Genomic DNA, 25,160 nt, shown 5'->3' with positions numbered 1-25,160 from the left:
TGACCGTTGCGTATATTGAAGCAGAGCAAAGGGGGTGGGTGGGAGGGACGGCCCGGGGGCGGGTTTGACTGTGTGTAACGGGGGTCAGCCTCGGTCGGCGACCAAGATGCGGTTGCCGTCCGGGTCGCGGACGATCGCCATCCGCTCGCCCCACGGCTGCGTCTGTGGCTCGGCGAGCACCTCCACGCCCGCATCGGCCAGCCGGGCGACCGCGGCCGCGCAGTCCGCGACGTACACCCAGAGGGTGGTCGGCCCGGCCGGCGGCTCACCGTCCTCCTGGCGTCCGATGCCCAGCTGTCCGCCGCCGAAGCGCAGGGACACGTAGGCGGCCTCGCCGGTCTCCGGGAAGCGGTAGTCGACCACCCCGCCGAGCAGCCCCTCGTAGAAGCGCAGCGCGGCGTCGAGATCGGCGGCCGTGATGATCGGGAACAGTTCGCTGGCCAGCGCCGTCCGCTCAGCCATCGCCGCCCCGCAACCCTTCCAGGACCTCCTCCAGCTCGTCCGGCTTGACGAGCACGTCACGCGCCTTGGAGCCCTCCGACGGGCCGACCACGCCCCGGGTCTCCATCAGATCCATCAGCCGGCCGGCCTTGGCGAAGCCGACCCGGAGCTTGCGCTGCAGCATCGAGGTGGAGCCGAACTGCGAGGTGACCACCAGCTCGACCGCCTGCACCAGCAGGTCCAGGTCGTCGCCGATGTCCTCGTCGATCTTCTTCTTGCTCTCCTGCGCCACGGTCAGCACGTCGGAGCGGAACTCCGGCTCGCGCTGCTCCTTGCAGAACTTGACCACGTCGGCGATCTCGCGCTCGGTGACCCACGCACCCTGGATCCGCACCGGCTTCGAGGCGCCCATCGGCAGGAAGAGGCCGTCGCCGCGACCGAGCAGCTTCTCCGCGCCCGGCTGATCGAGGATGACCCGGGAGTCGGCCAGCGACGAGGTCGCGAACGCCAGCCGGGACGGCACGTTGGCCTTGATCAGGCCGGTCACCACGTCGACCGAGGGCCGTTGGGTGGCGAGGACCAGGTGGATGCCGGCGGCCCGCGCGAGCTGGGTGATCCGCACGATCGAGTCCTCGACGTCACGCGGGGCGACCATCATCAGGTCGGCCAACTCGTCCACGATCACCAGCAGGTACGGGTACGGATGCATCTCCCGCTCGCTGCCCGGCGGCGCCTTGATCTCGCCGTTGCGCACCTTGCGGTTGAAGTCGTCGATGTGCCGGACCCCGTTGGCCGCGAGGTCGTCGTAGCGCATGTCCATCTCGCGGACGACCCACTCCAGCGAGTCGGCCGCCTTCTTGGCGTTGGTCACGATCGGCGTGACCAGATGCGGGATGCCCTCGTAGCCGGTCAGCTCGACCCGCTTCGGGTCGATCAGCAGCAGCCGCACCTCGTCCGGTGTCGCCCGCGTCAGAATGGACATGAGCAGGGAGTTCAGGCAGCTCGACTTGCCGGCGCCGGTGGCACCCGCGATCAGGATGTGCGGCATCTTGGCGAGGTTGGCCACCACGTAGCCACCCTCGATGTCCTTGCCGAGGGCGACGACCATCGGGTGGTGGTCGCTGGTGGCGGCACGCGAGCGCAGCACGTCACCGAGCGCCACGTTCTCCGGGTCGGTGTTCGGGATCTCCACGCCGACCGCGCTCTTGCCCGGGATCGGGCTGAGGATGCGGACGTCCGGCGACTTCACCGCGTAGGCGATGTTGCGCGACAGCTGGGTGATCCGCTCGACCTTCACCCCGTGGCCCAGCTCGACCTCGTAGCGGGTCACCGTCGGCCCCCGGGTGAACCCGGTCACCGCCGCGTCCACGTCGAACTGATCGAAGACGCCGGTGAGCGCGGCGATCACCTCGTCGTTGGCCTTGCTACGGGTCTTCGGCGCGGCGCCGCTGCCGAGCATGTTCGCCGGCGGCAGGGTGTAGTCGCCGGCCAGCCCGGTCAGCGCGAGCTGCTCGGCCCGCGTCGGCGCGGGCGAGTGCTCCGGAGGCTCGGCCGGCTTGCGGCTGGCCGGCACCCGGGACGGCGCCTTGCGGGGCAGGACCATGGTCTCCTGGAGGTCCACGTCGTCCAGGTCGTCGAAGTCGTCCGGGTCGACCGGCGGCGCCGCCCGCTTGGTCGGGCGTCGGCGGGTCGGCGTCGCAGACGCCTGCTCCGCCGTCTCCGGCCCGGTCTGCCCGACCACGCTGCCGGCCAGCAGCCCGAGCCGCTCGGGGATCTTGTTGATCGGGGTGGCGGTGACCACCAGCAACCCGAACACCAGCAGCAGGATCAGCAGCGGCACCGCGACCCAGGCGGTGACCGCGCGTTCCAGCACGCTGCCCACGCCGGCACCGATCAGACCACCCGCGAAGTCCCGCTCTCCCGGGCCGGCCGGCTGCTGGCCGATGTGCAGCAACGCGGCGGTGGACACCAGCATGGACCCCCAGCCGACCAGCCCTCGCCCCCGGTGCTCGGGGTCGCCGGGCTGGCGCATCAGCCGCCACGCGCCGATGCCGAGCAGCACCGGCACCACGATGGAGATCGCGCCGAGGAAGAGCCGGACCGTGTCGGCCAGCCGGGCACCGACCGGGCCGGCCGCGGAGAACCAGATCGCGCCCGCACCCAGCAGGGCGAGACCGATGAGCAGCAGGCCGGCACCGTCGCGGCGGTGCTCCGGGTCGAGGTCGCGGGCCGAGGCGGCCTGCCGTCCGGCGGCGCGTACCGCCCAGCCGACGCCGTGGGCCAGGCCCATCCACAGTGCCTGGATCGCCCGGCCGACGTACGCGGCGGGGCCCGGTCCCCTCGCCGACGTGCGGCGCCGCGCCGGCGCACGGGTCTTCTTGGCCGGCTGACGGGCACGACTGTTCGTGCCGCCACGCGGCGACGCGCCGCGCCGCCGACTCGCCTGAGGGGTACGGCCCGCCATAGCATCACCGTAACGGCGGGCCGGGTGATTGGCCGGTCTTCCTGGTCGCTCCGCGTGTCGCAGCGGGGTACCCGCCGCCTGCCGTGATATCTGCTGGCGAGGGAGTGTCCGATGGGGTCGTCGGAGTTCGAGGACCGTGCCGGCGACCCGTTGGCGGGCCACCCGGCCACGTTGCGTCCACTGACCCGTGACCTCGTCGCCGCGGTCCTCGCCCACCGGGGTCACACGGTCGGCGGAGACACCGACGGCCCGCTGGTGGGCAGGTGGGCAGACGGACACATCTGGTTCCTCCGCGCCGGGGACGCCGGGGAACTGCTCCAGGTCCGCACCGTCGCCGCCCGAGTCTTCGCGGTCGGCGACGTGCCACGGCTGCACGAATTCTGCAACACCTGGAACCGCGACCGGTTCTGGCCCAAGGCCTTCGTGCACGTCGACGACGGGGGGCAGGCCCGCGTCTGCGGCGAGGTCATCACCGACCTGGAGCGGGGCGTCACTCCGCACCAGTTGGCTCAGTTGCTCGACCGGGGCATCTCGGCCGGATGTCGACTGGCCGACGAGGTCAGCCGGCTCGTGGGCTCGGGGCGTCCGTGACCGGGCCGGCCTTCGGCGGCGGCCGGAGTCGCGGCCGGGCACGCACCAACGGCCGGGCCGCCGAGCAGGTCCGGACCGACCGGCGGCCCGCCGCCGCCCTCGCCGACGCCCGCGACCTGCCCGACGGCGAGGTGCGGGTCGGTGAACTGGAGCGGGTCGCCGCCCTCGCCGAGGCGGGCGGCGATCGACGGACCGCACTGGAGGCGTGGTCCGAGCTGGTCGAGACGCATCTACGGGGCGAACGGTGGCGGCTGTTCGAGCCCGTCCGGCGCTGCCTGGCTGCGGCAGGACCCGACGACGACACGCTGCGGCGCTACCGGCGGTACGCCGTTGAGGCGCTGCTCGGCACCCCGCGCATCGGCCTGGACCAGACGCACGGGCTACTGGACGGGCTCACCGAACGGGCCGACCACACCGACAGTGCGCTGGTGGCACAACTGCGCTGCCGGATCGCCGATCACACCGGCGACGAACGGACCGCCCGGCGCTGGTTGGCGCAGTGGCGGACCAGCCCACCCGACCCGGCCGCGGGATGCGCCGACTGCCTGTCCGTACGCCAGGCGGAGCTGCTGGCCGGCTGGGGCGACTGGGGCACGGCGCTCGACGTGCTCGATCCCCTGCTCGACGCTCCGGCGGGCTGCACCGCCCAGCCGGAGGCCGCCCTGACCGCGGCGCTGCTGCCGTGGCTGCGGGCGGGCGACGCGCAGCGGGCGGCCCAGGCGCACGTGCGGGCGTACCGCCGGCACCGGGTGGAGCCCGACGGGTTCGGTCACCTCGCCGCTCATCTGCGCTTCTGCGCGCTCGGCGGATATACCGAACGCGGCCTGGAGATCGTCGTCGAGCAGCTGCCCCGGCTCGACCAACCACACGAGGATCTGTCCGTGATGGAGTTCGCCGCGGCGGCGGCGCTGGTCTGCGCGCTGGCCGGCGAGCCGGCCGCCGACCGGGCGGTACGCCGACCGGCCTACCGTGGGCGGCCGCCGGCCGAGGTCACGGTGCGCCAGCTCGGCAGTGAGCTGCTTGCCGTCGCGACCGCGCTGGCCGGCAGCTTCGACGCCCGCAACGGCACCGGGCACCAGTCCGGCCGGATGGCCGCCTGGCTGGCCGAGCGCCCGCTGGCCCCACCCGTGCCACTGCCCGCCGACGACATCCCCGAGCCGGACGGCGACCCCGGGCGTGACGAGTCATCGGGGTGGGAAGACGGGACCGCCGAACTGACCGGCGACGAGATCGGCGCGCTGACCGTGATGATGATCACCGAGGCGCTGGATCGACGGGGTGACGACTACACCGTCGACGCCGCCGGCACGGTGCTGGGACGCTGGGGCGACGCGGTGATCCAGTTCCGAAGGGCCGGGGAACGCCACGACATCCTGCACGCCCGGGTGGTGGCCGGGCGCAGGCTGGCGGCGACCCGGCGGGCCGAGGCGTACGCCTTCTGCAACGGATGGAACCGCGACCGGCTGCTACCCAAGGCGTACGTGCACGATCCGGGCGACGGTGAGCTGGTGCTGGCCGGCGAGGTGACCACCGACCTGGCGTACGGGGTCGCGCCGGATCAGGTCACGGTCCTGGTCGACGCGGCGGTACGCACCGGTGTCGCGTACGCGGAGGCGGTCGCCGCCCTGCCCTGACACCGCGTTCCCGGCCGGGCCGCAAGACCCACCCGGCCGGGAACGGCGGGATCAGCGCCGGGTGCTCAGCGCGCGGAAGTTCTGCGTGGTGATCAGGGTCAGGTTGTTGCGCTGGAGGATCTCGTTGACCGGCTGGTAGAACGTCGTGCCACCGCGCACACAGTCACCGGAACCACCGGAGGTGACGCCCTGTGCCTGGTTGCCCGAGATCCACGAGCCGCCGGAGTCACCGGGCTCGGCGCAGACATTGGTCCGCACCAGGCCACCCACCAGCCCTTCCGGATAGCGGACGGTGACGTTGCGGGCCTGGACCGTGCCGCAACGCACTCCGGTGGTGGAGCCGGAGCGGCAGATCGACGAGCCGACCGGCACCTCCTGCGAGCCGGCCACCCGGGCCACACCGCCCCGGAAGTCGGTCACCTCCGGCAGCACCGTGGTGTTGCTGTTGACCCGTACGAAGGCCCAGTCGTCGCCGGGGAAGGACGAGGCCCGGAAGACGCCCTGCGGCGCGCGGTCGGCACCGGTGGTGCGGTCACCGACCCGCCCGCAGTGGCCTGCGGTGACGAAGCCACCGACCACCGCGAAACCGACCGAGCAGCGGCCGTTACCGATGAAGAACGGCTCGCCGCCACGCACGTCGGCGAAGAGCCGCGGCTGCGCCTCGGTGGCCATCCGCACCGCCTGCCGGGGTACCCCGGCGCGGGCCACGAACCGCCACCCGGCCGCTTCCGCACCCGGCTCGGCGAGCACCACGACGGTGTTCGAGGCGACGTCGACGTACCAGCCGGAGACCTGCTGGGCACGGGCCGCGGTGCGGTCCATCCGGCTCTTCAGGGTGTCGAGCTGGCCGACCCCGCGCTCGACCACCTTCGGCACCGCCCCGGCGGCCCGGACCCGCTCCGCCTGCGCCGGGTTGGCGACCGCCACGTTGAGTTCGCTGCCGTCGGCGCTGAGCCAACTACCGCCGTAGGCCGCGCCGAGGTCCGCCCGGAGCTGGTCGACCACTCCGGACGCCCAGCGTTCGGTCTTCAGTCGAGCGGCCACCTGCGACTGGTCCAGCCCCAGATCCCGCTGCATCGCCTCGACCACTTCCGGGTCGGCACCCTCCACCGCCCCGCTGGGCGGCGCGGCGACGGGCGCGCCGCCGTCACCGGCGAACGACGGCAGCGCGACCGCCGCCGCCGCGCCCAGGGCCGCCACCACGACACCGATGGCTGTCAATCGTCTGCGGTCCATCCACCAAGCTCCTCCCGGCTGGCGTGGGTACGCCTGCCGGCTCGGAGTACGGGCAAAACGCTCGAACGGTTTAACCGGAACGCCGACAAATCGATTTGCTGACGCCGATGGGCCACCGCGCGCCGGGTGCGGTGGCCCATCGGCGTCGGTCCGGTGAGCTCGAGGCTCAGACCTCGACGACGGTGGGAACGATCATCGGACGGCGACGGTAGGCGTCGTTGACCCAGCGGCCCACGGTGCGCCGGACGATCTGCTGAAGCTGGTGCGGGTCGGTGATCCCGTCCGCGGCGGCCCGGTTGAGCGCCTCGGTGACCAGCGGGATCACCGCGTTGAACGCCTCCGGGTCCTCCGAGAAGCCCTTGGCCGAGACGGTCGGGCCCGCGACCACCTTGCCGGTGACCGAGTCCACCACGACCGTCGCGGCGATGAAGCCGCCGTCGCCGAGGATGCGCCGTTCGGTCAGCAGCGACTCGCTGACGTCGCCGACGGCCAGGCCGTCGACGTAGACGTATCGGCTCTTCACGTGGCCCACCAGGCTGGCCCGTCCCTCCACCAGGTCGACCACGTCGCCGTCCTCGCAGAGCACCACCCGGTCCGCCGCCACCCCGGACTCGATGCCGAGTCGGGCGTGGGCGCGCAGGTGCCGCCACTCACCGTGCACCGGCATCAGGTTGCTGGGCCGGACCACGTTGAGCAGGTAGAGCAGTTCGCCGGCCGGGGCGTGACCGGAGACGTGCACCTTTGCCACGTCCTTGTGCACGACCACGGCGCCGGCCCGGGCCAGCCGGTTGATCACCCGGTAGACGGAGGTCTCGTTTCCGGGCACCAGCGAGGAGGCGAGCACCACGGTGTCGCCGGGTGCGATGGTGATGTGCCGGTGATCGCCGCTGGCCATCCGGCCCAGGGCGCTCATCGGCTCGCCCTGCGAGCCGGTCGACATCAGCACGATCTGCTCGGGCGGCATCGACGTCGCCTCGTCGAGACCGACGACCAGGCCGGGCGGAATGTTCAGCAGTCCCAGATCCCGCGCGATGCCCATGTTGCGGACCATCGAACGGCCGATCAGGGCGACCTTGCGACCGTGCTCGATCGCCGAGTCGAAGACCTGCTGCACCCGGTGCACGTGGGAGGCGAACGAGGCGACGATGATCCGGCCACGGGCCTTCGCGAAGATCGAGTCGAGCACCGGGCCGATCTCCCGCTCGGGCGTGACGAAGCCGGGGATCTCCGCGTTGGTGGAGTCCGACAGCAGCAGGTCCACGCCCTCGGCGCCCAGCCGGGCGAACCCGGCCAGGTCGGTGATGCGGCCGTCCAGCGGCAACTGGTCCATCTTGAAATCGCCCGTGTGCAGCACCAGCCCGGCCGGGGTCCGGATGGCCACCGCGAGCGCGTCCGGGATCGAGTGGTTCACGGCGAAGAACTCGCACTCGAACGGACCGAGCCGCTCCCGGCCGCCCTCCCGCACGGTCAGCGTGTACGGCTGGATCCGCCGCTCGGCCAGCTTCGCCTCCACCAACGCGAGGGTGAACTGCGAGCCGACCAGCGGGATGTCCGGCTTGTGCGCGAGCAGGTACGGCACCGCGCCGATGTGATCCTCGTGACCGTGCGTCAGCACGATCGCCTGGATGTCATCGAGCCGGTCGAGGATCGGCCCGAAGTCCGGCAGGATCAGGTCGACACCGGGCTGCTCCACGTCGGGGAAGAGCACACCGCAGTCGACGACCAGCAGCTTGCCGTCGTACTCGAAGACGGTCATGTTCCGGCCGATGGCGCCGAGCCCGCCGAGCGGTATGATCCGCAGTCCGCCCTCCGGCAGCGGCGGTGGAAATTGGGCCTCCTCGTTGTGCGCCTCGGTCACGCGTTCACCTCATTCTGCGACGCCGTCACCCGGCGTCCGTCGTGTCGTTTGATCATTCAGGGAGCGGCAGGCCCGCTGCCGCGCAGTCGGCGCGCAGCTGGGCGATCTCACCGTCGGTGGCGTCAACCAGCGGCGGACGGACCGGCCCGCCCGGCAGACCCCGCACCGTCAGGCCCGCCTTGACCAGGATCACGCCCTGGGTGCGGAAGATCCCCGTGAACAGCGGCAGCAGGCGACGGTGCAGCGCCAGCGCGGTCGCCGTGTCCCCCGTGTCGTACGCCTCGATCATCCGCTTGGTCTCGACGCCGGTGAAATGCGTCGAGGTGCCCACCACGCCGACGCAGCCGACGGCCAGCGCGGGCAGGGTGAGCGAATCCTCGCCGCTGTAGTACGCCAGCTCGGCCCGGCTGGTCACCCAGCTCGTCGCCGTCAGGTCGCCCTTGGCGTCCTTCACCGCGACGATCCGGCCGTGCTCGGCGAGCTGGACCAGGGTCTCGGTCTCGATCGCCACACCGGAACGGTGCGGGATGTCGTAGAGCATGATCGGTAGCCCGGTGGCGTCGGCAACCGCGGTGAAGTGGCGCAGCAGACCGGTCTGCGGCGGCTTGTTGTAGTACGGGGTGACCACCAGCAGTCCGTGCGCACCGGCCTTCTCCGCCGAGGTCGCCAGCTCGATGGTGTGCCGGGTGTCGTTGGTGCCGACCCCCGCCACCACCCGGGCCCGGTCACCGACGGCCTCCACCACAGCCCGGATCAGACGTTCCTTCTCGGCGTCGGTGGTGGTCGGCGACTCGCCGGTGGTGCCGTTGACCACCAGCGCGTCGTTACCCTGCTCCGCGACCAGATGATCCGCCAGCCGCGCCGCGCCGTCGAGGTCGAGCGCCCCCTCCGCGGTGAACGGGGTCACCATGGCCGTGAGCACCCGTCCGAACGGACGGGAGACCGGTCGGACCGGAGCGTCGAGGTGGTCGTGCGTCATGGTGACAACCTATCGGACGGCCGACGACCGGCCACCGGGGAAGGGCTCACCACCCCCGGCCGTGCGGTCGACGCCGTTCAGGACACCTGGGCGTGCGGGCTCTCCGCCACCTCGGTGCCGTCGGGCAGCGTGGAGATGGTGAAGTCGGCGAAGACGTTCGGCGCGACCCGCTGCAGCTGCCGCAGGCACTCCACCGCCAGCTCACGGATCTCCACGTCGGCATGCTCGGTGGCGCGCATGCCGATGAAGTGCCGCCAGGCCCGGTAGTTGCCGGTGACCACGATGCGGGTCTCCGTGGCGTTCGGCAGCACCGCCCTGGCGGCCTGGCGCGCCTGCTTACGGCGCAACGTCGGATTCGCCACGTCGGCGAAGCGCCGCTCCAGCCCCTCCAGCAGGTCGTTGTAGGCCCGAACGCTCGCCTCGGCGGCCTCGACGAACCGCTTGTGCAACTCCGGATCCTCGGCGATCGCCGTCGGCTCCACCATCGCCGCGTCCCGCTCCGGCACGTACCGCTGGGACAGTTGGGAGTACGAGAAGTGCCGGTGCCGGATCAGCTCGTGGGTGAACGAGCGGGACACCCCGGTGAAGTAGAAGCTCACCGATCCGTGCTCAAGCACCGACAGGTGGCCGACCTCCAAGATGTGCGCCAGGTAACCCGCGTTCGTGGCGGTCGCCGGGTTCGGCTTCTTCCAGCTCTGGTAGCAGGCCCGCCCGGCGAACTCCGCCAGCGCCTGCCCCCCGTCGGCGTCGGTCGACCAGGGCACGTCCTCCGGCGGGTCGAAGTGGGTCCACGCGATCAACCTGACCTGGGGCTGCACCATCTCCGGCATTCCTGGGACTGTAGCGGACCGTGGGCCACCGACCGCCCTTGGGCCGCTACACGTAGAGGGCGGTGAAGGGGGCCCAGGGGAGATTCCGGATCACCGAGAAGGCCAGCCAGGCGGCGAGGAACCCGCCGATCAGCTTCGGGCCGACGCGTAGCTCGGGCAGCCGCCAACCGAACGCCTGCCGGCCGGCCCAGGCGACGAAGAGGTACGCCAGGAAGGGCAGCGCGAAGACGAAGAGGAAGTGGTGCCTGGCGGCGGCGGGCAGGTCGGCGTGCAGCACGTACCAGAGGGCGCGGGTGCCGCCACAGCCCGGGCAGTCCAACCCGGTGGTCAGTTTGAGCAGGCAGGTCGGCAGGGCGTCCGGCGCGGAGCGGGTGGGGTCGCTGAGCAGCGTGTAACCGATGCCGGCGGCGACACAGCCGACGGCGGCCAACGGCACCACCCAGCGCGGTGTACGGGCGTGGAGCCGGGTCACGAACCGGGTGAGGCGGTCGGACTCGACCACCGGATAACCGGCGGGATATCCGGCCGGCCAGTCGCCGTGTGGTGCGCCGCCCACCGGTCCGCCCTGCGGATGGGCACCGTCCGCCGGGACTCCGTGCGGCGGGGCGCCGGGGACGTCAGCGTGCGGGTGCGGCTGGGCGGCGCCCGACTGGTCAACGCTCGTCACGAGCCTCACCGTACACCGGCCACGCCCACCAGCGCGGCCGTCAGCGGGGCGGCGAGGTCACCGGCGGCGGGTGGCGCCACGGTGTCCAGGCCGAGCCAGCCGGCCAGGCGGTACAGCTCCGCGGCGAGAGCGACCGCCGTCTCCCCCGGGTCGACGCCCGGCTCGGCCCAGGCCGCCGGCACCAGCAGCACCCCGGCCTTGCGGTCCGCCTTGAGGTCGACCCGGGCGGTGAAGCGTTCGCCCTGACGGAACGGCAGCACGTAGTAGCCGTACACGCGTTGCGGTGCGGGCACGTAGATCTCGATCCGATAGCTGAAGCCGAACAGCCGCTCGGTGCGGGCTCGTTCCCAGACCAGCGGGTCGAAGGGACTCACCAGGCCGTTGCCGCGTACCCAGCGGGGTAGCCGGGCCTGGGCGTGCAACCACGCCGGCTGCCGCCAACCCTGCACCGTGACCGGTCGCAACTCCCCCGCCTCGACCAGGTCGGCGATCGCCTCCCTGGCACCGGCCACCGGCAGCCGGAAGTAGTCGCGCAACTCCGGCTCCGCGGCCACCCCGAGCGACCGGGCGGCGATGCTCACCAGGGTGCGGTACGCCTCCGCGTCGGTCGGCGTCGGCGCGTCCAGCACCTCCGCCGGCAGCACCCGTTCCGGCAGGTCGTACCGACGGGCGAAGGAACCGGTGCGTTGTGCCGCGCACACCTCGCCGGCCCAGAAGAGGTATTCCAGCGCCTGCTTCACCGCCGACCAGTTCCACCCCCAGTTGCCGGTCTGGCGGGGGCCGTCGTGCTCGATCTCGGCCACGGTCAGCGGCCCCCGCGCGGCCACCTCGTCGCGGACCCAGCTGACCAGGGCGGGCTGCTCGACGGCGATGCGACGCATCCCGCCCCAGGCGTCGGTGTGTGCCCGGGCCATCCGCCAGCGCAGAGCGGGATGCAGGGCGACCGGCACCAGCGACGCCTCGTGGCCCCAGTATTCGAAGAGGTCGCGCGGGCGGCGGTAGGCGGCGGAGTCGAGCAGGGTGGTCGGATACGGCCCGAGTCGGCTGTAGAGCGGCAGGTAGTGCGCCCGTTGCAGCACGTTGACCGAATCCATCTGGATTAACCCGACCCGGTCGAGCACCCGACGCAGGTGGCGACGGGTGGGCGCCCCGGTGGGCGCCGGGTCGGCGAAGCCCTGCGCGGTCAACGCGACGCGTCGGGCCTGGGCGAGCGAGAGCGATTCCGGTACGGCCATCGCAGGCAGGCTACGACAGGCGTACGACATCGGTGCGGCCGCTGGACCTGCTGCCCCCGGCAGCCTAGAACTACTTCCATGCCCAGCATCCGCCGCGAGGAGCCCGACGACGCCGAGGCGATCGCCCGGGTGCACGTACGCGGCTGGCAGGCCGGCTACGCCGGGATCATGCCGGAGGAGGTGTTGAACCGGCTCAACCCCGTCGCCTGGGCCCAACGCCGACGGCTGCTGGGCACCGCCGATCCGGACCACCCGTTCACCACGCTGCTGGCCGAGGCCGACGGCTCGCTCACCGGCTTCATCACCTTCGGGCCGTACCGCAACAACCAGGACCGCGGCGACCTCGACCCGGCGTACGGCGAGGTGGTGGGGCTCTACGTGATGCCGGATCACTGGGGTGACGGCACCGCGCGGGCCCTGTTCGCGGCGGCCCGGGCGGGCCTGCGGGAGCGCGGCTGGACGGAGTACCGACTCTGGGTGCTGGCCGACAACGACCGGGCCCGCCGGTTCTACCAGCGGGCCGGGTTGTCACCGGACGGTGAGCGGTCGACCTATCCGGTGCCGCTCTCCGGCGGGCGTCCGCCGATCGGGCTGATCGAGCTGCGGTACACCGGCCGCCTCGACGGCTGAGGTCGACGGCGAGCCCGGTGTCACCGGGTGGCGCACCGGCAGGAAGGCCAGCAACGCCAGGCTGATCCAGACGTAGGTGTTGCCGAACAGGAAACCGTCCAGACCGGTGAAGTCCTTCTCCCACGCCCACACGATCCGGCTGATCAGGAAGGCGTACCCGACGGTCGCGGAGGCCAGCAGGACGCGGCGTCGGCGGCTACCGGGCGGTGCGGCCATGCCGTTGTCCACCAGCAGCAGCAGGCCCGGCAGCAACCAGACCAGATGGTGGACCCAGGTGACCGGGCTGACCAGGCACATCACCGCGCCGGTCAGCGCCAGGCCGGTGGCCTCGTCGCCCACGGACGCGGCGGCGCGCGAGCGCCACGCCCAGAGCACCAGCGTCGCGGCCACCAGCAGCAGCCAGGCCAGTGTGCTGGGGCTCTGCGGATCGAGCCGGGCCACCACGCCCCGCAGCGACTGGTTGGAGACGAAGGCCAACTCACCGACCCGGCTGGTGTTCCACAGCGCGCTGGTCCAGAACTCCCGGGAGGCGTCCGGGAACAGCGCGGCGGCGAGCACGGTCGCGACCGTCGCGGTGCCCGACGCGGTCAGCGCGGCTCGCCAGCGTCGGGTCACCAGCAGGTAGACGATGAAGATGCCCGGGGTGAGCTTGATCGCGGTGGCCAGGCCGATGCCGACCCCGGCCCACCGGCTGCCGCCCGGCAGCAGCCGAAGCAGGTCCACCGCGACCAGGAAGAGCAGCAGCGTGTTCACCTGGCCGAAGTTGATGGTCTCGCGCATCGGTTCGAAGGCGGCGGCCAGGCACAGCGCCACCGCGAAGGCGAACCAGCGGGTCCAGCCGGCGCGGCGGGAAACCGGATCCAGCAGCCACCAGATCAGCACCGCGCTGGTCACCACGCCCGCGGCGACGCTCACCGCGATCGCGGCGTGCCAGGACAGGTACGCCATCGGCAGCATCACCAGGGCGGCGAAGGGCGGATAGGTGAAGCCGTACTGGGTGCCGGGCTTGAGGTAGTCGTAGATCTCCCCGCCGTCGTGCACCCACCAGACCAGGGCGCCCCGGTAGACGTGCAGGTCGAAGAAGCCGTGCCGGACGGCCGCGACGGAGAGGAACGCGGTCACCGCGACGGCGAGCACGATCACGGCGGCGACCTGTCCGACCGTCCGCCTGGCACCCTGCGCCACCGTCGCCTCCCTCGCCCTGCGTAGGCTGTCGTGCCATGAGTCTCGGGTACGTCCGCCCGGCGCGTCCGGAGGACGCCGCCGAGATCGCCCGCATCCAGCTCGCGACCTGGCGGGTCGCCTACCGGCGGCTGCTGCCCCGGGACGTGCTGGACGGCCTCGACGAGGCGTCGCTGGCCGAGCGCTGGGACGCCGCGGTGCGCCAGCCGCCCGGCGACACCCACCGGGTGCTGGTCGCCGTCGAACAGGCCGAGCAATCGTATCTGGTGGGGTTCGCCGCCTCCGGGCCGGCCGATGCCGAGGCGCTGGCCCCGAACGAGCCGGCCGACGCGCTCGGCGCGGACGTGGTGGCGGTGACCGACCTGCTGGTCGAGCCGCGCTGGGGCCGGCGCGGGCACGGTTCCCGGCTGCTCGCCGCCAGCGTCGACCTGTGGCGGGAGTCCGGCTTCGACCGGGCGGTGGCCTGGGTGTTCGAGGGTGACCAGGCGTCCCGGAAGTTCCTCACCACCGCCGGCTGGGAGCCCGACGGCGCGGGACGCGCCCTGGACGTCGACGACATGCTGGTGCCCCAGCTGCGCCTGCACGTCGCGGTACCCACCGAACCACCCCAGGCCGGCTGAGCGCGCCGTCAACTCCGCCGAACGGTCAGCTCCGCGACCAGCTCGTCGTCCTCCCAGGCACCGGTGGGCGCGAAGCCGAGGCTGGGGTACAGCCGCGCCGCCGAGGTGTTCTCCGGGTGGTACGACAGGCGCACCGGGTGTCCCTGCCCGCCCAGCCAGTCGCAGAGGGTCCGGACGACCGCCCGGCCCACGCCGCCGCCCTGCTCCGCGGCGTCGACGAGCATGCCACCGATCCAGCGTGAGTCGTCCTCGTCCACGCCCCACATGACGTGCCCGACCACCGTGTCGTCGGCGTAGACGGCCAGGGAGTTCCACACCTCGGAACGCTCGGTCAGCAGCAGGTACCGGGCCGCCAGCGCGGGCACCCAGGCGCGCTGGTCGTCGTGCGGGGCGACATCGGCGACCGACCGCCAGTTGTCGTCGTCCACCGGACGCAGGGAGATCCGGCGTCCACGCCGGTCGGTCAGGCCAGAGTCGATCACCGGGGCAGCCTACGGACGCCCCGGTGTCAGGTCGACGCGATTTCGGGTGTTCGCGGGTGGTGTGGTCAGTCGAGCAGGGCGTCCAGGCCGAGGGTCAGGCCCGGGCGGTTACCCACCGCGCGTACCGCGAGCAGCACGCCGGGCATGAACGAGGCCCGGTCGTACGAGTCGTGCCGGATGGTCAGGGTCTCGCCGCTGGTGCCGAAGAGCACCTCCTGGTGGGCGAGCAGGCCGGTGGCCCGCACCGCGTGCACGCGTACCCCGTCGACGTCGGCACCGCGGGCGCCGGCGATCTCGTCCTTCGTGGCGTCCGGCGCCGGGCCGAGCCCGCCCTCGGCGCGGGCCGCCGCGATCAGGCGCGCGGTGTGCGTGGCGGTGCCGCTGGGTGCGTCGAGCTTGCGCGGATGGTGCTGCTCGATGATCTCGACCGACTCGAAGTAACGGGCGGCGCGCGCGGCGAACTGCATCATCAGCACCGCGCCGAGGCCGAAGTTGGGCGCGATCACCACACCCACGTCGGGCCGGTCGGCCAGCCAGCGGCGCACCTTCTCGATCCGTTGCTCGGTGAAGCCGCTGGTGCCGACCACCGCGTGGATGCCCTGGTCGATGCACCAGTGCAGGTTGTCCATCACGACGTCCGGGGTGGTGAAGTCGACGAGCACCTCCGCCCCGGCATCGGCGGCGGTGGCCAGCCAGTCGTCCTGGTCGACGGTCGCCACCAGTGTCATGTCGGCGGCCGCCTCGACGGCGCGGCACACCTCGGCACCCATCCGGCCACCGGCCCCCAGCACGCCGACCCGGACGGACCCGGGCGTGCCCTTCTCCTGCGCGTCAGTCACGCGGCACAACCTATCCCAACGAGGAGGAGCCGCGCCGCTTGATCGACTCCGTTCCCGGGGTGTGGCGACTCAGGCGGTGAAGTCCCGGTCGCCGAAGGGACCGACCACCGCGAGGGACATCGGCCGGCCCAACAGCTCGGCGGCGAGGGAGTTGACGTCGTCGAGGGTGACCGCGTCGACCCGGTCGAGCAGCTCGTTGACCGGTACCAGGTCGCCGTAGAGCAGCTCGCCCTTGGCCAGGCGGCTCATCCGTGAACCGGTGTCCTCCAGGCCGAGCACGAACGAGCCCTTGCTCATCCCCTTGCCCCGGGCCAGCTCCGCCTCGGTGATGCCGTCCGCGGCGGTACGCGCCAGCTCGGCGCGGGTCAGCTCCAGCACCTCGTCGACGCGGCTCGGCGCGCAGCCGGCGTAGACGCCGAACAGCCCGCTGTCGGCGTACTGGCTGGCGTAGGAGTAGACGGAGTAGGCGAGACCACGACGCTCGCGGATCTCCTGGAACAACCGGCTGGACATGCCGCCGCCGAGCACGTTGTTGAGCACGCCGAGGGCGAAGCGGCGCTCGTCGAGCCGGTCGATGCCCGGGCAGCCCAACATGACGTGCGCCTGCTCGGTCTCCTTCTCCTGCACCACGGTGGTGGCGGCCCGGGTGCGTACCCGGGGGGTGGCCGGGCGGTGCGGGGCGGGCACCGCCGGGTCGGTGTCCAGCGGGGTGCCCCGCAGCGCCTGGCGGACCAGCCGCACCACGACGGTGTGGTCGAGGTTGCCGGCGGCGGCGATGACGATCTGTGGCGCGACGTAGCGTCGCCGGTAGAAACTCTGAATCTGCCGCCGGGTCATCGGAGTGACCGTCTCCGTGGTGCCGGAGATCAGGCGGCCCAGCGGGTGGTCACCGTAGACGGCCCGGGCGAACAGGTCGTGCACCTCGTCGCCGGGCTCGTCGTCGTGCATGGCGATCTCCTCGAGGATCACGCCGCGCTCGGTCTCCACGTCGGCCGGCTCCAGCACCGAGTCGGCGACCAGGTCGCACATGACGTCGATGGCCAGCGGCAGGTCCTCGTCGAGCACCCGGGCGTAGTAGCAGGTGTACTCCTTCGTGGTGAAGGCGTTGGTCTCCCCGCCGACCGCCTCGATCGCCGAGGAGATCTCCAGCGCGTTCCGCTTGTGGGTGCCCTTGAACAGCAGGTGCTCCAGGAAGTGGGCGGCACCGGCCTGGGGGCCGGTCTCGTCCCGCGAGCCGACCGCCACCCAGACGCCGAACGAGACGCTGCGCATGGCCGGGATCGCCTCGGTCAGTACGCGCAGCCCGTTCGGCAGCACCGTGCGGCGCACCGTGCCGCCCAGCGGGTCGTCGCTCAGGGTCCGGGTCACCGCCCGGGTCGTCCCACCGGCCACCCGAGGGGTCGCGGTGACCTGCCGGCCGGTGCGCGGCGTCAGCCCCGGCCGTGCCGCACGGAGAGACGAATGCCGGGTCCGGCTCACGGCCACCTGCTTCCAGTACGACGAGGAGTGTTCGGTCACGAACCGGCCGGGCGACAGGGTCGCCCGGCCGGTCAGCGGATCAGTACGGCTGCGCTGGGATCAGCTGTGCCGGGTGCGGCGCCGCGGACGGGAGTCGCCGCCGCCCTCGCCGCCGTCGCCGCGCTCCGGTCCCCGGCCGCCCCGGTCGCCACCGCGCTCACGGTCGCCCCGGTCACGCGGACCCCGGTCGCCCCGGTCACGGCCGGCGGGCCGCTCGTCGGACGCCTCACCGGCGGCCGGCGCCTCGGCACCCTCCGGACGGACCTTGTCCAGGTAGATCTTGCCGCGCTGGTCGATGTCCGCGATCTCGACCTCGACCCGGTCACCGACGTTGAGGAAGTCCTCGACCTTCTCGACCCGCTTGCCGTCGCCCACCTTGGAGATGTGCAGCAGGCCGTCCCGGCCGGGCAGCAGCGAGACGAACGCACCGAACGGAGCGGTCTTGACCACGGTGCCGAGGAAGCGGTCCCCGACCTTGGGCAGGGTCGGGTTGGCGATCGCGTTGATCCGCTCGACCGCGGCCTGCGCCGACGGGCCGTTGGTCGCGCCGACGTAGATGGTGCCGTCGTCCTCGATGGAGATCTCGGCGCCGGTCTCGTCCTGGATGGCGTTGATGGTCTGGCCCTTCGGGCCGATCACCATGCCGATCTTGTCGACCGGGATCTTCACGGTGGTGACCCGCGGCGCGTAGTCGGACATCTCGGCCGGAGCCTCGATGGCCCGCTGCATCACGTCGAGGATGGTCTGCCGGGCCTCGTGGGCCTGCTGGAGCGCGGCGGCCAGCACGTCGGACGGGATGCCGTCGAGCTTGGTGTCGAGCTGCAGGGCGGTGACGAAGTCCCGGGTGCCGGCCACCTTGAAGTCCATGTCGCCGAAGGCGTCCTCGGCACCGAGGATGTCGGTCAGCGTCACGTACTGGGTCTTGCCGTCGACCTCGTCGGAGATGAGGCCCATGGCGATGCCGGCCACCGGCGCCTTCAGCGGCACACCGGCGCTGAGCAGACCCAGCGTCGAGGCGCAGACCGAACCCATCGAGGTGGAGCCGTTGGAGCCCAGCGCCTCGGAGACCTGCCGGATGGCGTACGGGAACTCCTCCCGCGAGGGCAGCACCGGGATCAGCGCCCGCTCGGCGAGGGCGCCGTGCCCGATCTCGCGGCGCTTCGGCGAGCCGACCCGGCCGGTCTCACCGGTGGAGTACGGCGGGAAGTTGTAGTTGTGCATGTAGCGCTTGGACTTCTCCGGGGAGAGGGTGTCCAGCGCCTGCTCCATGCGCAGCATGTTGAGCGTGGTGACGCCGAGGATCTGGGTCTCGCCGCGCTCGAACAGCGCCGACCCGTGCACCCGGGGCAGCACGCCCACCTCGGCGGTCAGCGGGCGGATGTCGCGCGGGCCGCGGCCGTCGATGCGGACCTGCTCACGCAGCACCCGGCTACGCACCTCGGACTTGGTCAGCGAGCGGAAGGCGGCGGAGAGTTCCTTCTCCCGGCCCTCGAAGCGCGGGCCGAGCTCCTCCAGCACGCGGGCCTTCACCGCGTCCAGGGCCTCCTCACGGACCGCCTTGCCGGCGATCTGCAGAGCCTCGGCGACGTCGGCGCGGGCCAGCTCGGCGACCGCGTCGTACGCGTCGTCCTGGTAGTCGAGGAAGACCGGGAACTCGGCGACCGGCTTGGCGGCCACCTCGGCCAGCTCGCTCTGGGCGCGGCACAGCTCACGGATGGCGGGCTTGGCGGCCTCCAGCCCGCTGGCCACGACCTCCTCGGTCGGAGCCGGGGCACCGCCGGCGACCAGCTTGACGGTGTGCTCGGTGGCCTCGGCCTCGACCATCATGATCGCGACGTCGCCGTCGGGCAGGGCCCGGCCGGCCACCACCATGTCGAAGGTGGCGCGCTCCAGTTCCTCGTGGGTCGGGAAGGCGACCCACTGGCCGTCGACGTGCGCCATCCGGGTGGCACCGATCGGGCCGGAGAACGGCAGGCCGGACAGCTTGGTCGACATCGACGCGGCGTTGATCGCCACGACGTCGTACGGGTGCTGCGGGTCGAGCGCGAGGATCGTCTCGACCACCTGGACCTCGTTGCGCAGGCCCTTGACGAACGAGGGGCGCAGCGGCCGGTCGATCAGGCGGCAGGTGAGGATGGCGTCCTCGCTGGGCCGGCCCTCACGGCGGAAGAACGAGCCGGGGATGCGACCCGCGGCGTACATCCGCTCCTCCACGTCGACGGTCAGCGGGAAGAAGTCGAACTGCTCCTTCGGCTGCCTGCCGGCGGTGGTGGCGGAGAGGACGACCGTCTCGCCGAGCTGGGCCGTGACGGACCCGGCGGCCTGTCGGGCCAGCCGGCCGGTGGAGAAGGTGATCTCACGGGTGCCGAACGACCCGTTGTCGATCACGGCGGTGCGGGTTTCGGTGCCGAGTTTGGTCTCGGTCATGCTGCTTCAATGCTCCTTCGCATCGGGGGCCACGAGGCGGGAGCTGTGCGGACGGCCGGTCTTCGATCGAAGCGCCCGGGACCACCGGCAGGATGCCGAGGTACCCGGAGGCCACTACCGGAGACCGGTACGCCGACACTCCCTTGTCTGGGTGTCGTGGCCCGTTTTCTCTGGTGGGACGCTGACGGGGGAGTGGCCTGGTTGGCCACTCCCCCGTCACGTCACCGGCGCAGGCCGAGCCGCTCGATGAGCGACCGGTAGCGGTTGATGTCCTTCTTCTGGACGTAGTTGAGCAACCGACGGCGACGGCCGACCAGCAGCAGCAGCCCACGGCGGCTGTGGTGGTCGTGCTTGTGCACCTTCAGGTGCTCGGTGAGATCGGCGATCCGCTTGGTGAGGACCGCGACCTGCACCTCGGGCGAACCGGTGTCGCCCTCGACGGTCGCGTACTCCTCGCGGATCTTGGCCTTGGTCTGCTGGTCGAGCGCCATGTTCTCCCTGTTCCGATGGGTTGTCTCGAGGCTGTCCGTCGGGCCGGGCTACGGCACCGGTGACGGACGGCCCTCGCACCCGCGGCGTCGAGCAGGCAGGCGAGGACCCACGTCGGTCAGCCGACGTCTTCGTCAGCCTACCAGCCCTCGCCGGAAGCGGCCGGTCAAGGGCCGTGCGGCGGGTCGGTGACCGGTCAGTCCAGCGCCCGGCGGGTCCGCTCGACGTCCTGGGCGATCTGGGCGATCAACGGCTCGATCGAGTCGAAGCGGACCTGCCCGCGCAGATGCGCCACGAAGTCCAGGGCCAGCCGCTCGCCGTAGAGGTCGCCGTCGAAGTCCAGTGCGTACGCCTCGACGCGGCGCTCCCGGCCGGAGAAGGTCGGGTTCGTGCCGATCGACACGGCGGCGGCGAGCGGCTGCCGCTGGCCGCGACGGACCATCCGGGCGGCGTAGACGCCGTCTGCCGGGACCGCGGCGTACCGGTGGCAGAGCAGATTGGCGGTCGGAAAGCCGAGTTCTCGCCCGCGTTGGTCGCCGCGGACGACCACGCCCTCCAGTCGGTGCGGGCGGCCCAGCGCCGCGGCGGCCGCGGTCACGTCACCGGCGTCGACGCAGGACCGGATGTACGTCGAGGAGAAGACGGTGCCGGAGTCCGCGACCAGCGGAGCGCCCTCGACGCTGAAGCCGAAGGTGCGGCCGAGCCGCTCCAGCAGCGCCACGTCCCCGGCGGCCCGGTGACCGAACCGGAAGTTGTCGCCCACCACCACCAGCGCGGCGTGCAGGTGCTCGACCAGCACGTCGTGCGCGAAAGCCTCGGCCGGCAGCCGGGAGAACTCGGGCGTGAACGGCACCACGCAGAGCACGTCCACCCCGAGAGCCTCGATCAGCTCCGCCTTGCGGGCCGGCTCGGTGAGCACCGCCGGGTGGGAGCCCGGCCGCACGACCTCGGCCGGATGCGGGTCGAAGGTGACCACCACCGACTGCACGCCGAGTTCCCGGGCCCGGGCCACGGCGTGCCCGATCGTCGCCTGGTGCCCCTTGTGCACGCCGTCGAAGACACCGATGGTGACGACCGACCGTCCCCAGCCACCGGGCGCCGCGTCGTACCCCCGCCACCGCTGCATGCTGCTCCTCCGCTGTCGTTCGCTCCGACCGTCGGCGGTCGGTCGTCCGGCCCCCGGTGTCAGGCCGGGGCGAGCACGATCTCGGCGCGGGCCCGGCCGGCCCGCTCGCTGACGATAGCGATCAACCCGCCGGCCGGATCGAAGACCGCGTACGGCCCGGTGTGCCCGATCGGGTCGAGCGGGCCACCGTGGGAGAGCACCCGCGCCTCCTCGGCGGTGGCGTCCCGACGGGGGAAGAAGCGGTCGGCGGCGACCGTCAGCGGCAGCCCCACCACGTCGGGCGCACGGCGCTCCAACTCGTCGAGGGTGGCGGCCTCCGCCAGGGTGAAGCCGCCCACGGCGGTGCGGCGCAGCGCGGTCAGGTGGCCGCCGACCGCCAGCGCCAGGCCCGCGTCCCGGGCGATGGCCCGGATGTACGTCCCGGTCGAGCAGGCCACCTCGATGTCGACGTCGACCACGTCGGGCCGGTCGCGCCGGATCGCCAGCACGTCGAGCCGGGACACGGTCACCCGCCGGGCCGGCAGGTCGACGCTCTCCCCCTCACGGACCCGCTTGTACGCCCGCTGACCGTTGATCTTGATAGCGCTCACCGCGCTCGGCACCTGGTCGATCTCCCCGGTCAACCCGGCCAGCACGTCCCGTACCGCCTCGTCGGTGAGCATGCCGGCGGGCGTGGTGGCGATCACGTCGCCCTCCGCGTCGTCGGTGACGGTGGCCTGGCCGAGCCGGATCGTCGCGGTGTAGCTCTTGTCCGCACCGATCACGTACGTCAGCAGCCGGGTGGCCCGGCCGATCCCGATCACCAGGACCCCGGTGGCCATCGGATCGAGCGTGCCGCCGTGACCGACGCGCCGGGTCTTCGCCAGCCGGCGGATCCGCGCTACGACGTCGTGCGAGGTCATACCGCCGGGCTTGTCCACCACGATCAGGCCGTCTGTGCTCACGACGTGCAAGCCTGCCAGACCGGCCCGCCGGGGCGAGCACCGGACGGGCCGCCGAAAACCGGATGTAGCCGGTGGTTCCCCCCTGACAGGATGGATATCGGCGACGGTGAACGCCATGCCTGACCACGGGGAGAACGAGATGACCACCGACGGCAACCCAAGCCGTGCGACCGGGTCGGACGAGTCGGTCCGCCTGCGTACGCCCGATCAGCCCAGCGCGCTGCCGGACTGGATGCTCGACCCACCACCGCCCCGGCGCACGCTGGGCGTCCGGATCGCCGAGGGCGTGGCCGCCCTGCCCGGTATCGCGGCGATCCGGCGCCGTTGGTGGGCCTGGCAGGGACGACAGCGGCTCTACCAGCGTTACCCCAACACCGTGAAGATCGTCGCCATGGCGACCTCGTTCGTGGTGAGCCTCGCCCTGGTGCTCTTCTTCTACGCGCTCTACGGCAAGGCCTGATCAGGCGGGTACGCGCCGCTCACCGCGAACCGCGCCGGTCACCGCCCAGGCACCGCTGCGCAGCCGCAGCAACAGCCCCACCAGGCGGACCACGGTGAACAGCATCAGCCCGGCCCAGATGCCACCGAGGCCCAGATCAAGGGCGTACGCGAGCCAGATCGCCGGCAGGAAGCCGCCGAGCGCGCCGGCCACGGTGAGGTTCCGCAGGTAGCGGATGTCTCCCGCGCCGATCAGCACCCCGTCGAGGGCGAACACCACCCCGGCCAGGGGCAGCATCGCGGCGAACCAGGGCCAGGCCAACAGCGCCTGCCCGTGTACCGCCGGATCGGAGCTGAACCAGGTGGGCACCACGCCGGCACCGGCCGCCGCGAGCACGGCGAACGCGGTGCCGCAGATCGCGCCGAGCCGGGAGATCCGCCGGGCCAGCGCCCGGGCCGTCGCGTCGTCTCCCCCACCGAGCGCCGCTCCGACCAGCGCCTGTGCGGCGATGGCCAGCGCGTCGAGCACCAGCGCCGCGAAGAACCAGAGCTGCACGGCGATCTGGTGGGCGCCGACCGTGGCGGCGCCGAAGCGGGCCGCCACCGCCGTGGCGGACAGGAAGCTGGCCTGGAAGGCCACTCCGCGGATGAGCAGGTCCCGGCTGAGCACCAGTTGCTGGCCGATGACCCGGGGGCGCGGGCGCAGCGACACCCGCTCGGCCACCAGGGCGGCGGCGAAGAGCACGCCGGAGAGGGTCTGCGCGATGACGTTCGCAACCGCCGAACCGATCAGCCCCATCCCCACCGGGTAGACCAGCACCGGGCAGAGCACCGCGGAGAGCAGGTTGGGGCCGACCACGAAGAGAAGCGGGCGGCGGGTGTCCTGCACACCGCGCAGCCAGCCGTTGCCGGCGGCGGCGAGCAGCAGCCCGGGAGCGCCGAACGCGGCGATCCGTAGCCACTCGGCGGCGGCGACGGCGACCTCACCGCCGCCGGCCAGGGCACCGGCGAGAGCACCACCGCCGAACTGCATGGCGACGACGACCGCGAGCCCCACGCCAAGGGCCGACCAGGACGCCTGCACGCCTTCGGCCACGGCGGCGGCGCGGTCCCCGGCACCGAAGCGGCGGGCCGCGCGGCCGGTCGTGCCGTAGGCGACCACGGTCCCCAGCCAGGCGGTGAGGGTCATCACGGTCCCGCCGACGGCCACCGCAGCCAGCGGCACCCGGCCCAGGTGGCCGACGACCGCGGTGTCGACAAGCACGTAGAGGGGTTCCGCGGCGAGCACCACGAGGGCAGGCAGGGCGAGCGCGGCGATCCGACGCGGCGAGGCGACCCGGTCGGTGGCGATGGTGGGCTGGCTCATCGCCGCCGATGGTGGCACGCGGCAGGTAAGGGGAGCAAGCTCATGCGCCACTTACCCCGGCGGGCGCTCCCGTGGCGGCGCGGACGGTGCCGGGTGGCGACCCCGGTCACCTGGGCGAACGAGCGGACCGGCGGCGACGCCGTACGCGAGGGCGGCGCGGCGTCACCGCCGGTCGAGCACGGTCACTGACGGGTGTCCATGGAGGTCTGCAGGGCGCGGCGGGCCTGCTCGCGGGCCTCGTCGGTGGTTTCGGGCTTGGGCTTGGCGGCCATGGCGGATTCCTTCCAGGGCGCGCGTCACCGGGCGCGGCGGCGCGTCACGGGCGGTACTACGACTGTCGCCCGCGGCCGGCTCCGGGGTCGCCGGAGCGGCGGATGGGCGGCTTGGCGGCCCGGGTCGGTCGACCCTGGAGCGAGGCGGCACCGGGTATGGCTCCGCCCCTTGACCTGCGCCGAAGCGGCGCCGACCGTTTCCCAAGTTATCGTTCAGGTCCACATGGTGCCCGCTGTTCCCGCCATCTGGACGAATCAGCTCGCCGTCACCGGGCCAGGAAGTGCCAGCCGATCCACCACCAGAACCCGAACAGACCGATCCGGCCCACCGGTACCGGACCCACCTCGTACCGCATGATGTAGCCGCAGAGTTCGCCGAGCGTCGGAATTCGCGAGCCCTCCCGCCGGGCCAACCACTCGACGAGCCCGAACAGCGCCAGCCCGACCAGGAACCCGCCGATCGCCAGTGCCCGCATCATCGCCGCACCAGCCCCCAGAACGCCGACAACCACACCAACCAGGCCGCCGAGCGGACCAGACGCTCCTCCAGCAGCGGGTCGGCCAACCGGGAGAACGTGGGGAAGTCGTCACCGGCGGCAGCGAAGAAGGTGGCGCCCTCGAATATCCCGAAGACCACCACTGGGATCGCCCACCAGACCACACCGGGTCTCAACCGCTCCGGCGCCGGGCGCGCCTGCACCCGCTTGGTCAGACCGAGCCAGATCAGCACCCCGCCGGCACCGAACACGTAGACGTTGGCCTCGGTCGAGAAGGACGGGAAGCGACCACCGACCAGCGAGAGGGCGACCAGCACCGGTACGCAGACAACCGGTCGCTCCCAGGTGCGAGGGGTGTCGATGGTGAGATCGTGGGGCTGCTCCATCATCCGATT

25 protein-coding genes are annotated in these 25,160 nt (G+C 72.4%); 6 read left to right on the top strand and 19 right to left on the bottom strand.

What is annotated here, in order from left to right:
• Positions 1-84 precede the first annotated feature (84 nt).
• Complete coding sequence (locus SM447_RS02260; RefSeq protein ID WP_474571009.1) at positions 85-462, bottom strand: VOC family protein; 378 nt, start codon at positions 460-462, stop codon at positions 85-87.
• The gene (locus SM447_RS02255; RefSeq protein WP_474571008.1) at positions 455-2,905 is read right to left on the bottom strand and encodes an FtsK/SpoIIIE family DNA translocase; all 2,451 of its coding nucleotides are present in this window, start codon (positions 2,903-2,905) and stop codon (positions 455-457) included. The genes SM447_RS02260 and SM447_RS02255 overlap by 8 nt, the downstream gene beginning before the upstream one ends.
• 111 nt (positions 2,906-3,016) lie before the next feature.
• Between SM447_RS02255 and SM447_RS02250 the strand changes: the two genes are divergently transcribed.
• Together SM447_RS02250 and SM447_RS02245 are read left to right on the top strand one after the other, a co-directional pair.
• Positions 3,017-3,496: a YbjN domain-containing protein gene (locus SM447_RS02250; protein WP_474571007.1), complete on the top strand. Its 480-nt coding sequence runs from the start codon at positions 3,017-3,019 to the stop codon at positions 3,494-3,496.
• Between the two features lie 116 nt (positions 3,497-3,612).
• Positions 3,613-5,130 (top strand): type III secretion system chaperone family protein, encoded by a 1,518-nt coding sequence (locus tag SM447_RS02245; protein WP_474571245.1) that lies wholly within the window; start codon positions 3,613-3,615, stop codon positions 5,128-5,130.
• A gap of 51 nt (positions 5,131-5,181) precedes the next feature.
• On the opposite strand, the gene SM447_RS02240 is transcribed toward SM447_RS02245, so the two are convergent.
• The 6 genes from SM447_RS02240 to SM447_RS02215 all read right to left on the bottom strand — a co-directional run bounded on the left by SM447_RS02240 (position 5,182) and on the right by SM447_RS02215 (position 11,935).
• Positions 5,182-6,366 carry a S1 family peptidase gene (locus SM447_RS02240; RefSeq protein ID WP_474571006.1) on the bottom strand — a complete coding sequence of 395 codons (1,185 nt, stop codon included), beginning with the start codon at positions 6,364-6,366 and terminating at the stop codon, positions 5,182-5,184.
• A gap of 166 nt (positions 6,367-6,532) precedes the next feature.
• Positions 6,533-8,224: a ribonuclease J gene (locus SM447_RS02235; RefSeq protein ID WP_474571005.1), complete on the bottom strand. Its 1,692-nt coding sequence runs from the start codon at positions 8,222-8,224 to the stop codon at positions 6,533-6,535.
• A gap of 52 nt (positions 8,225-8,276) precedes the next feature.
• On the bottom strand, positions 8,277-9,203 hold the full coding sequence (dapA, locus tag SM447_RS02230; RefSeq protein WP_474571004.1) for a 4-hydroxy-tetrahydrodipicolinate synthase: 927 nt from the start codon (positions 9,201-9,203) through the stop codon (positions 8,277-8,279).
• Between the two features lie 77 nt (positions 9,204-9,280).
• Positions 9,281-10,024: an FAD-dependent thymidylate synthase gene (thyX, locus tag SM447_RS02225; RefSeq protein ID WP_474571244.1), complete on the bottom strand. Its 744-nt coding sequence runs from the start codon at positions 10,022-10,024 to the stop codon at positions 9,281-9,283.
• Between the two features lie 55 nt (positions 10,025-10,079).
• Entirely contained in the window at positions 10,080-10,709 is a 630-nt protein-coding gene (locus SM447_RS02220; RefSeq protein WP_474571003.1) for a DUF2752 domain-containing protein, read from the bottom strand.
• Positions 10,706-11,935, bottom strand: a complete 1,230-nt coding sequence (locus tag SM447_RS02215; protein WP_474571002.1) for a winged helix-turn-helix domain-containing protein — start codon at positions 11,933-11,935, stop codon at positions 10,706-10,708. Before SM447_RS02215 ends, SM447_RS02220 begins: the two co-directional genes overlap by 4 nt.
• 78 nt (positions 11,936-12,013) lie before the next feature.
• Here SM447_RS02215 and SM447_RS02210 point away from each other — a divergent pair, with 78 nt between their 5' ends.
• Complete coding sequence (locus SM447_RS02210; RefSeq protein ID WP_474571001.1) at positions 12,014-12,565, top strand: N-acetyltransferase family protein; 552 nt, start codon at positions 12,014-12,016, stop codon at positions 12,563-12,565.
• Here SM447_RS02210 and SM447_RS02205 read toward each other — a convergent pair.
• Complete coding sequence (locus SM447_RS02205; RefSeq protein ID WP_474571000.1) at positions 12,464-13,750, bottom strand: glycosyltransferase family 87 protein; 1,287 nt, start codon at positions 13,748-13,750, stop codon at positions 12,464-12,466. The genes SM447_RS02210 and SM447_RS02205 overlap by 102 nt on opposite strands.
• 35 nt (positions 13,751-13,785) lie before the next feature.
• Here SM447_RS02205 and SM447_RS02200 point away from each other — a divergent pair, with 35 nt between their 5' ends.
• A complete protein-coding gene (locus SM447_RS02200) occupies positions 13,786-14,367 on the top strand; it encodes an N-acetyltransferase family protein (RefSeq protein WP_474570999.1) in 582 nt (193 codons plus the stop codon).
• Positions 14,368-14,375: 8 nt separating this feature from the next.
• Here the strand turns inward: SM447_RS02200 and SM447_RS02195 are convergent, their stop codons facing one another.
• The 7 genes from SM447_RS02195 to truB form a co-directional block, all read right to left on the bottom strand.
• Positions 14,376-14,849: a GNAT family N-acetyltransferase gene (locus SM447_RS02195; RefSeq protein ID WP_474570998.1), complete on the bottom strand. Its 474-nt coding sequence runs from the start codon at positions 14,847-14,849 to the stop codon at positions 14,376-14,378.
• 65 nt (positions 14,850-14,914) lie between these two features.
• Positions 14,915-15,688, bottom strand: a complete 774-nt coding sequence (gene dapB / locus SM447_RS02190) for a 4-hydroxy-tetrahydrodipicolinate reductase (RefSeq protein WP_474570997.1) — start codon at positions 15,686-15,688, stop codon at positions 14,915-14,917.
• A gap of 69 nt (positions 15,689-15,757) precedes the next feature.
• Positions 15,758-17,122, bottom strand: coding sequence for a M16 family metallopeptidase (locus tag SM447_RS02185; protein ID WP_474571243.1), 1,365 nt, complete (start codon positions 17,120-17,122; stop codon positions 15,758-15,760).
• A 144-nt stretch (positions 17,123-17,266) separates the two neighbouring features.
• Positions 17,267-19,633: a polyribonucleotide nucleotidyltransferase gene (locus tag SM447_RS02180; RefSeq protein ID WP_474570996.1), complete on the bottom strand. Its 2,367-nt coding sequence runs from the start codon at positions 19,631-19,633 to the stop codon at positions 17,267-17,269.
• Positions 19,634-19,854: 221 nt separating this feature from the next.
• On the bottom strand, positions 19,855-20,124 hold the full coding sequence (rpsO, locus tag SM447_RS02175) for a 30S ribosomal protein S15 (RefSeq protein ID WP_474570995.1): 270 nt from the start codon (positions 20,122-20,124) through the stop codon (positions 19,855-19,857).
• Positions 20,125-20,318: 194 nt separating this feature from the next.
• Positions 20,319-21,248 carry a bifunctional riboflavin kinase/FAD synthetase gene (locus tag SM447_RS02170; protein WP_474570994.1) on the bottom strand — a complete coding sequence of 310 codons (930 nt, stop codon included), beginning with the start codon at positions 21,246-21,248 and terminating at the stop codon, positions 20,319-20,321.
• Between the two features lie 59 nt (positions 21,249-21,307).
• Entirely contained in the window at positions 21,308-22,192 is an 885-nt protein-coding gene (gene truB / locus SM447_RS02165; RefSeq protein WP_474570993.1) for a tRNA pseudouridine(55) synthase TruB, read from the bottom strand.
• A gap of 115 nt (positions 22,193-22,307) precedes the next feature.
• Here truB and SM447_RS02160 point away from each other — a divergent pair, with 115 nt between their 5' ends.
• On the top strand, positions 22,308-22,652 hold the full coding sequence (locus tag SM447_RS02160) for a hypothetical protein (RefSeq protein ID WP_474570992.1): 345 nt from the start codon (positions 22,308-22,310) through the stop codon (positions 22,650-22,652).
• On the opposite strand, the gene SM447_RS02155 is transcribed toward SM447_RS02160, so the two are convergent.
• A complete protein-coding gene (locus tag SM447_RS02155; protein WP_474570991.1) occupies positions 22,653-23,996 on the bottom strand; it encodes an MATE family efflux transporter in 1,344 nt (447 codons plus the stop codon). It lies immediately after the preceding gene.
• Positions 23,997-24,038: 42 nt separating this feature from the next.
• On the opposite strand from SM447_RS02155, the gene SM447_RS02150 reads away from it, so the two are divergent.
• Positions 24,039-24,185, top strand: coding sequence for a hypothetical protein (locus SM447_RS02150; protein ID WP_474570990.1), 147 nt, complete (start codon positions 24,039-24,041; stop codon positions 24,183-24,185).
• A gap of 349 nt (positions 24,186-24,534) precedes the next feature.
• On the opposite strand, the gene SM447_RS02145 is transcribed toward SM447_RS02150, so the two are convergent.
• Together SM447_RS02145 and SM447_RS02140 are read right to left on the bottom strand one after the other, a co-directional pair.
• Positions 24,535-24,744, bottom strand: a complete 210-nt coding sequence (locus tag SM447_RS02145) for a DUF6186 family protein (protein WP_474571242.1) — start codon at positions 24,742-24,744, stop codon at positions 24,535-24,537.
• Entirely contained in the window at positions 24,744-25,151 is a 408-nt protein-coding gene (locus tag SM447_RS02140) for a hypothetical protein (protein ID WP_474571241.1), read from the bottom strand. Before SM447_RS02140 ends, SM447_RS02145 begins: the two co-directional genes overlap by 1 nt.
• Between the last annotated feature and the right edge of the window lie 9 nt (positions 25,152-25,160).

The organism is Micromonospora aridisoli (assembly GCF_056150025.1).
This window is presented reverse-complemented; position numbering and strand designations above follow the sequence as displayed.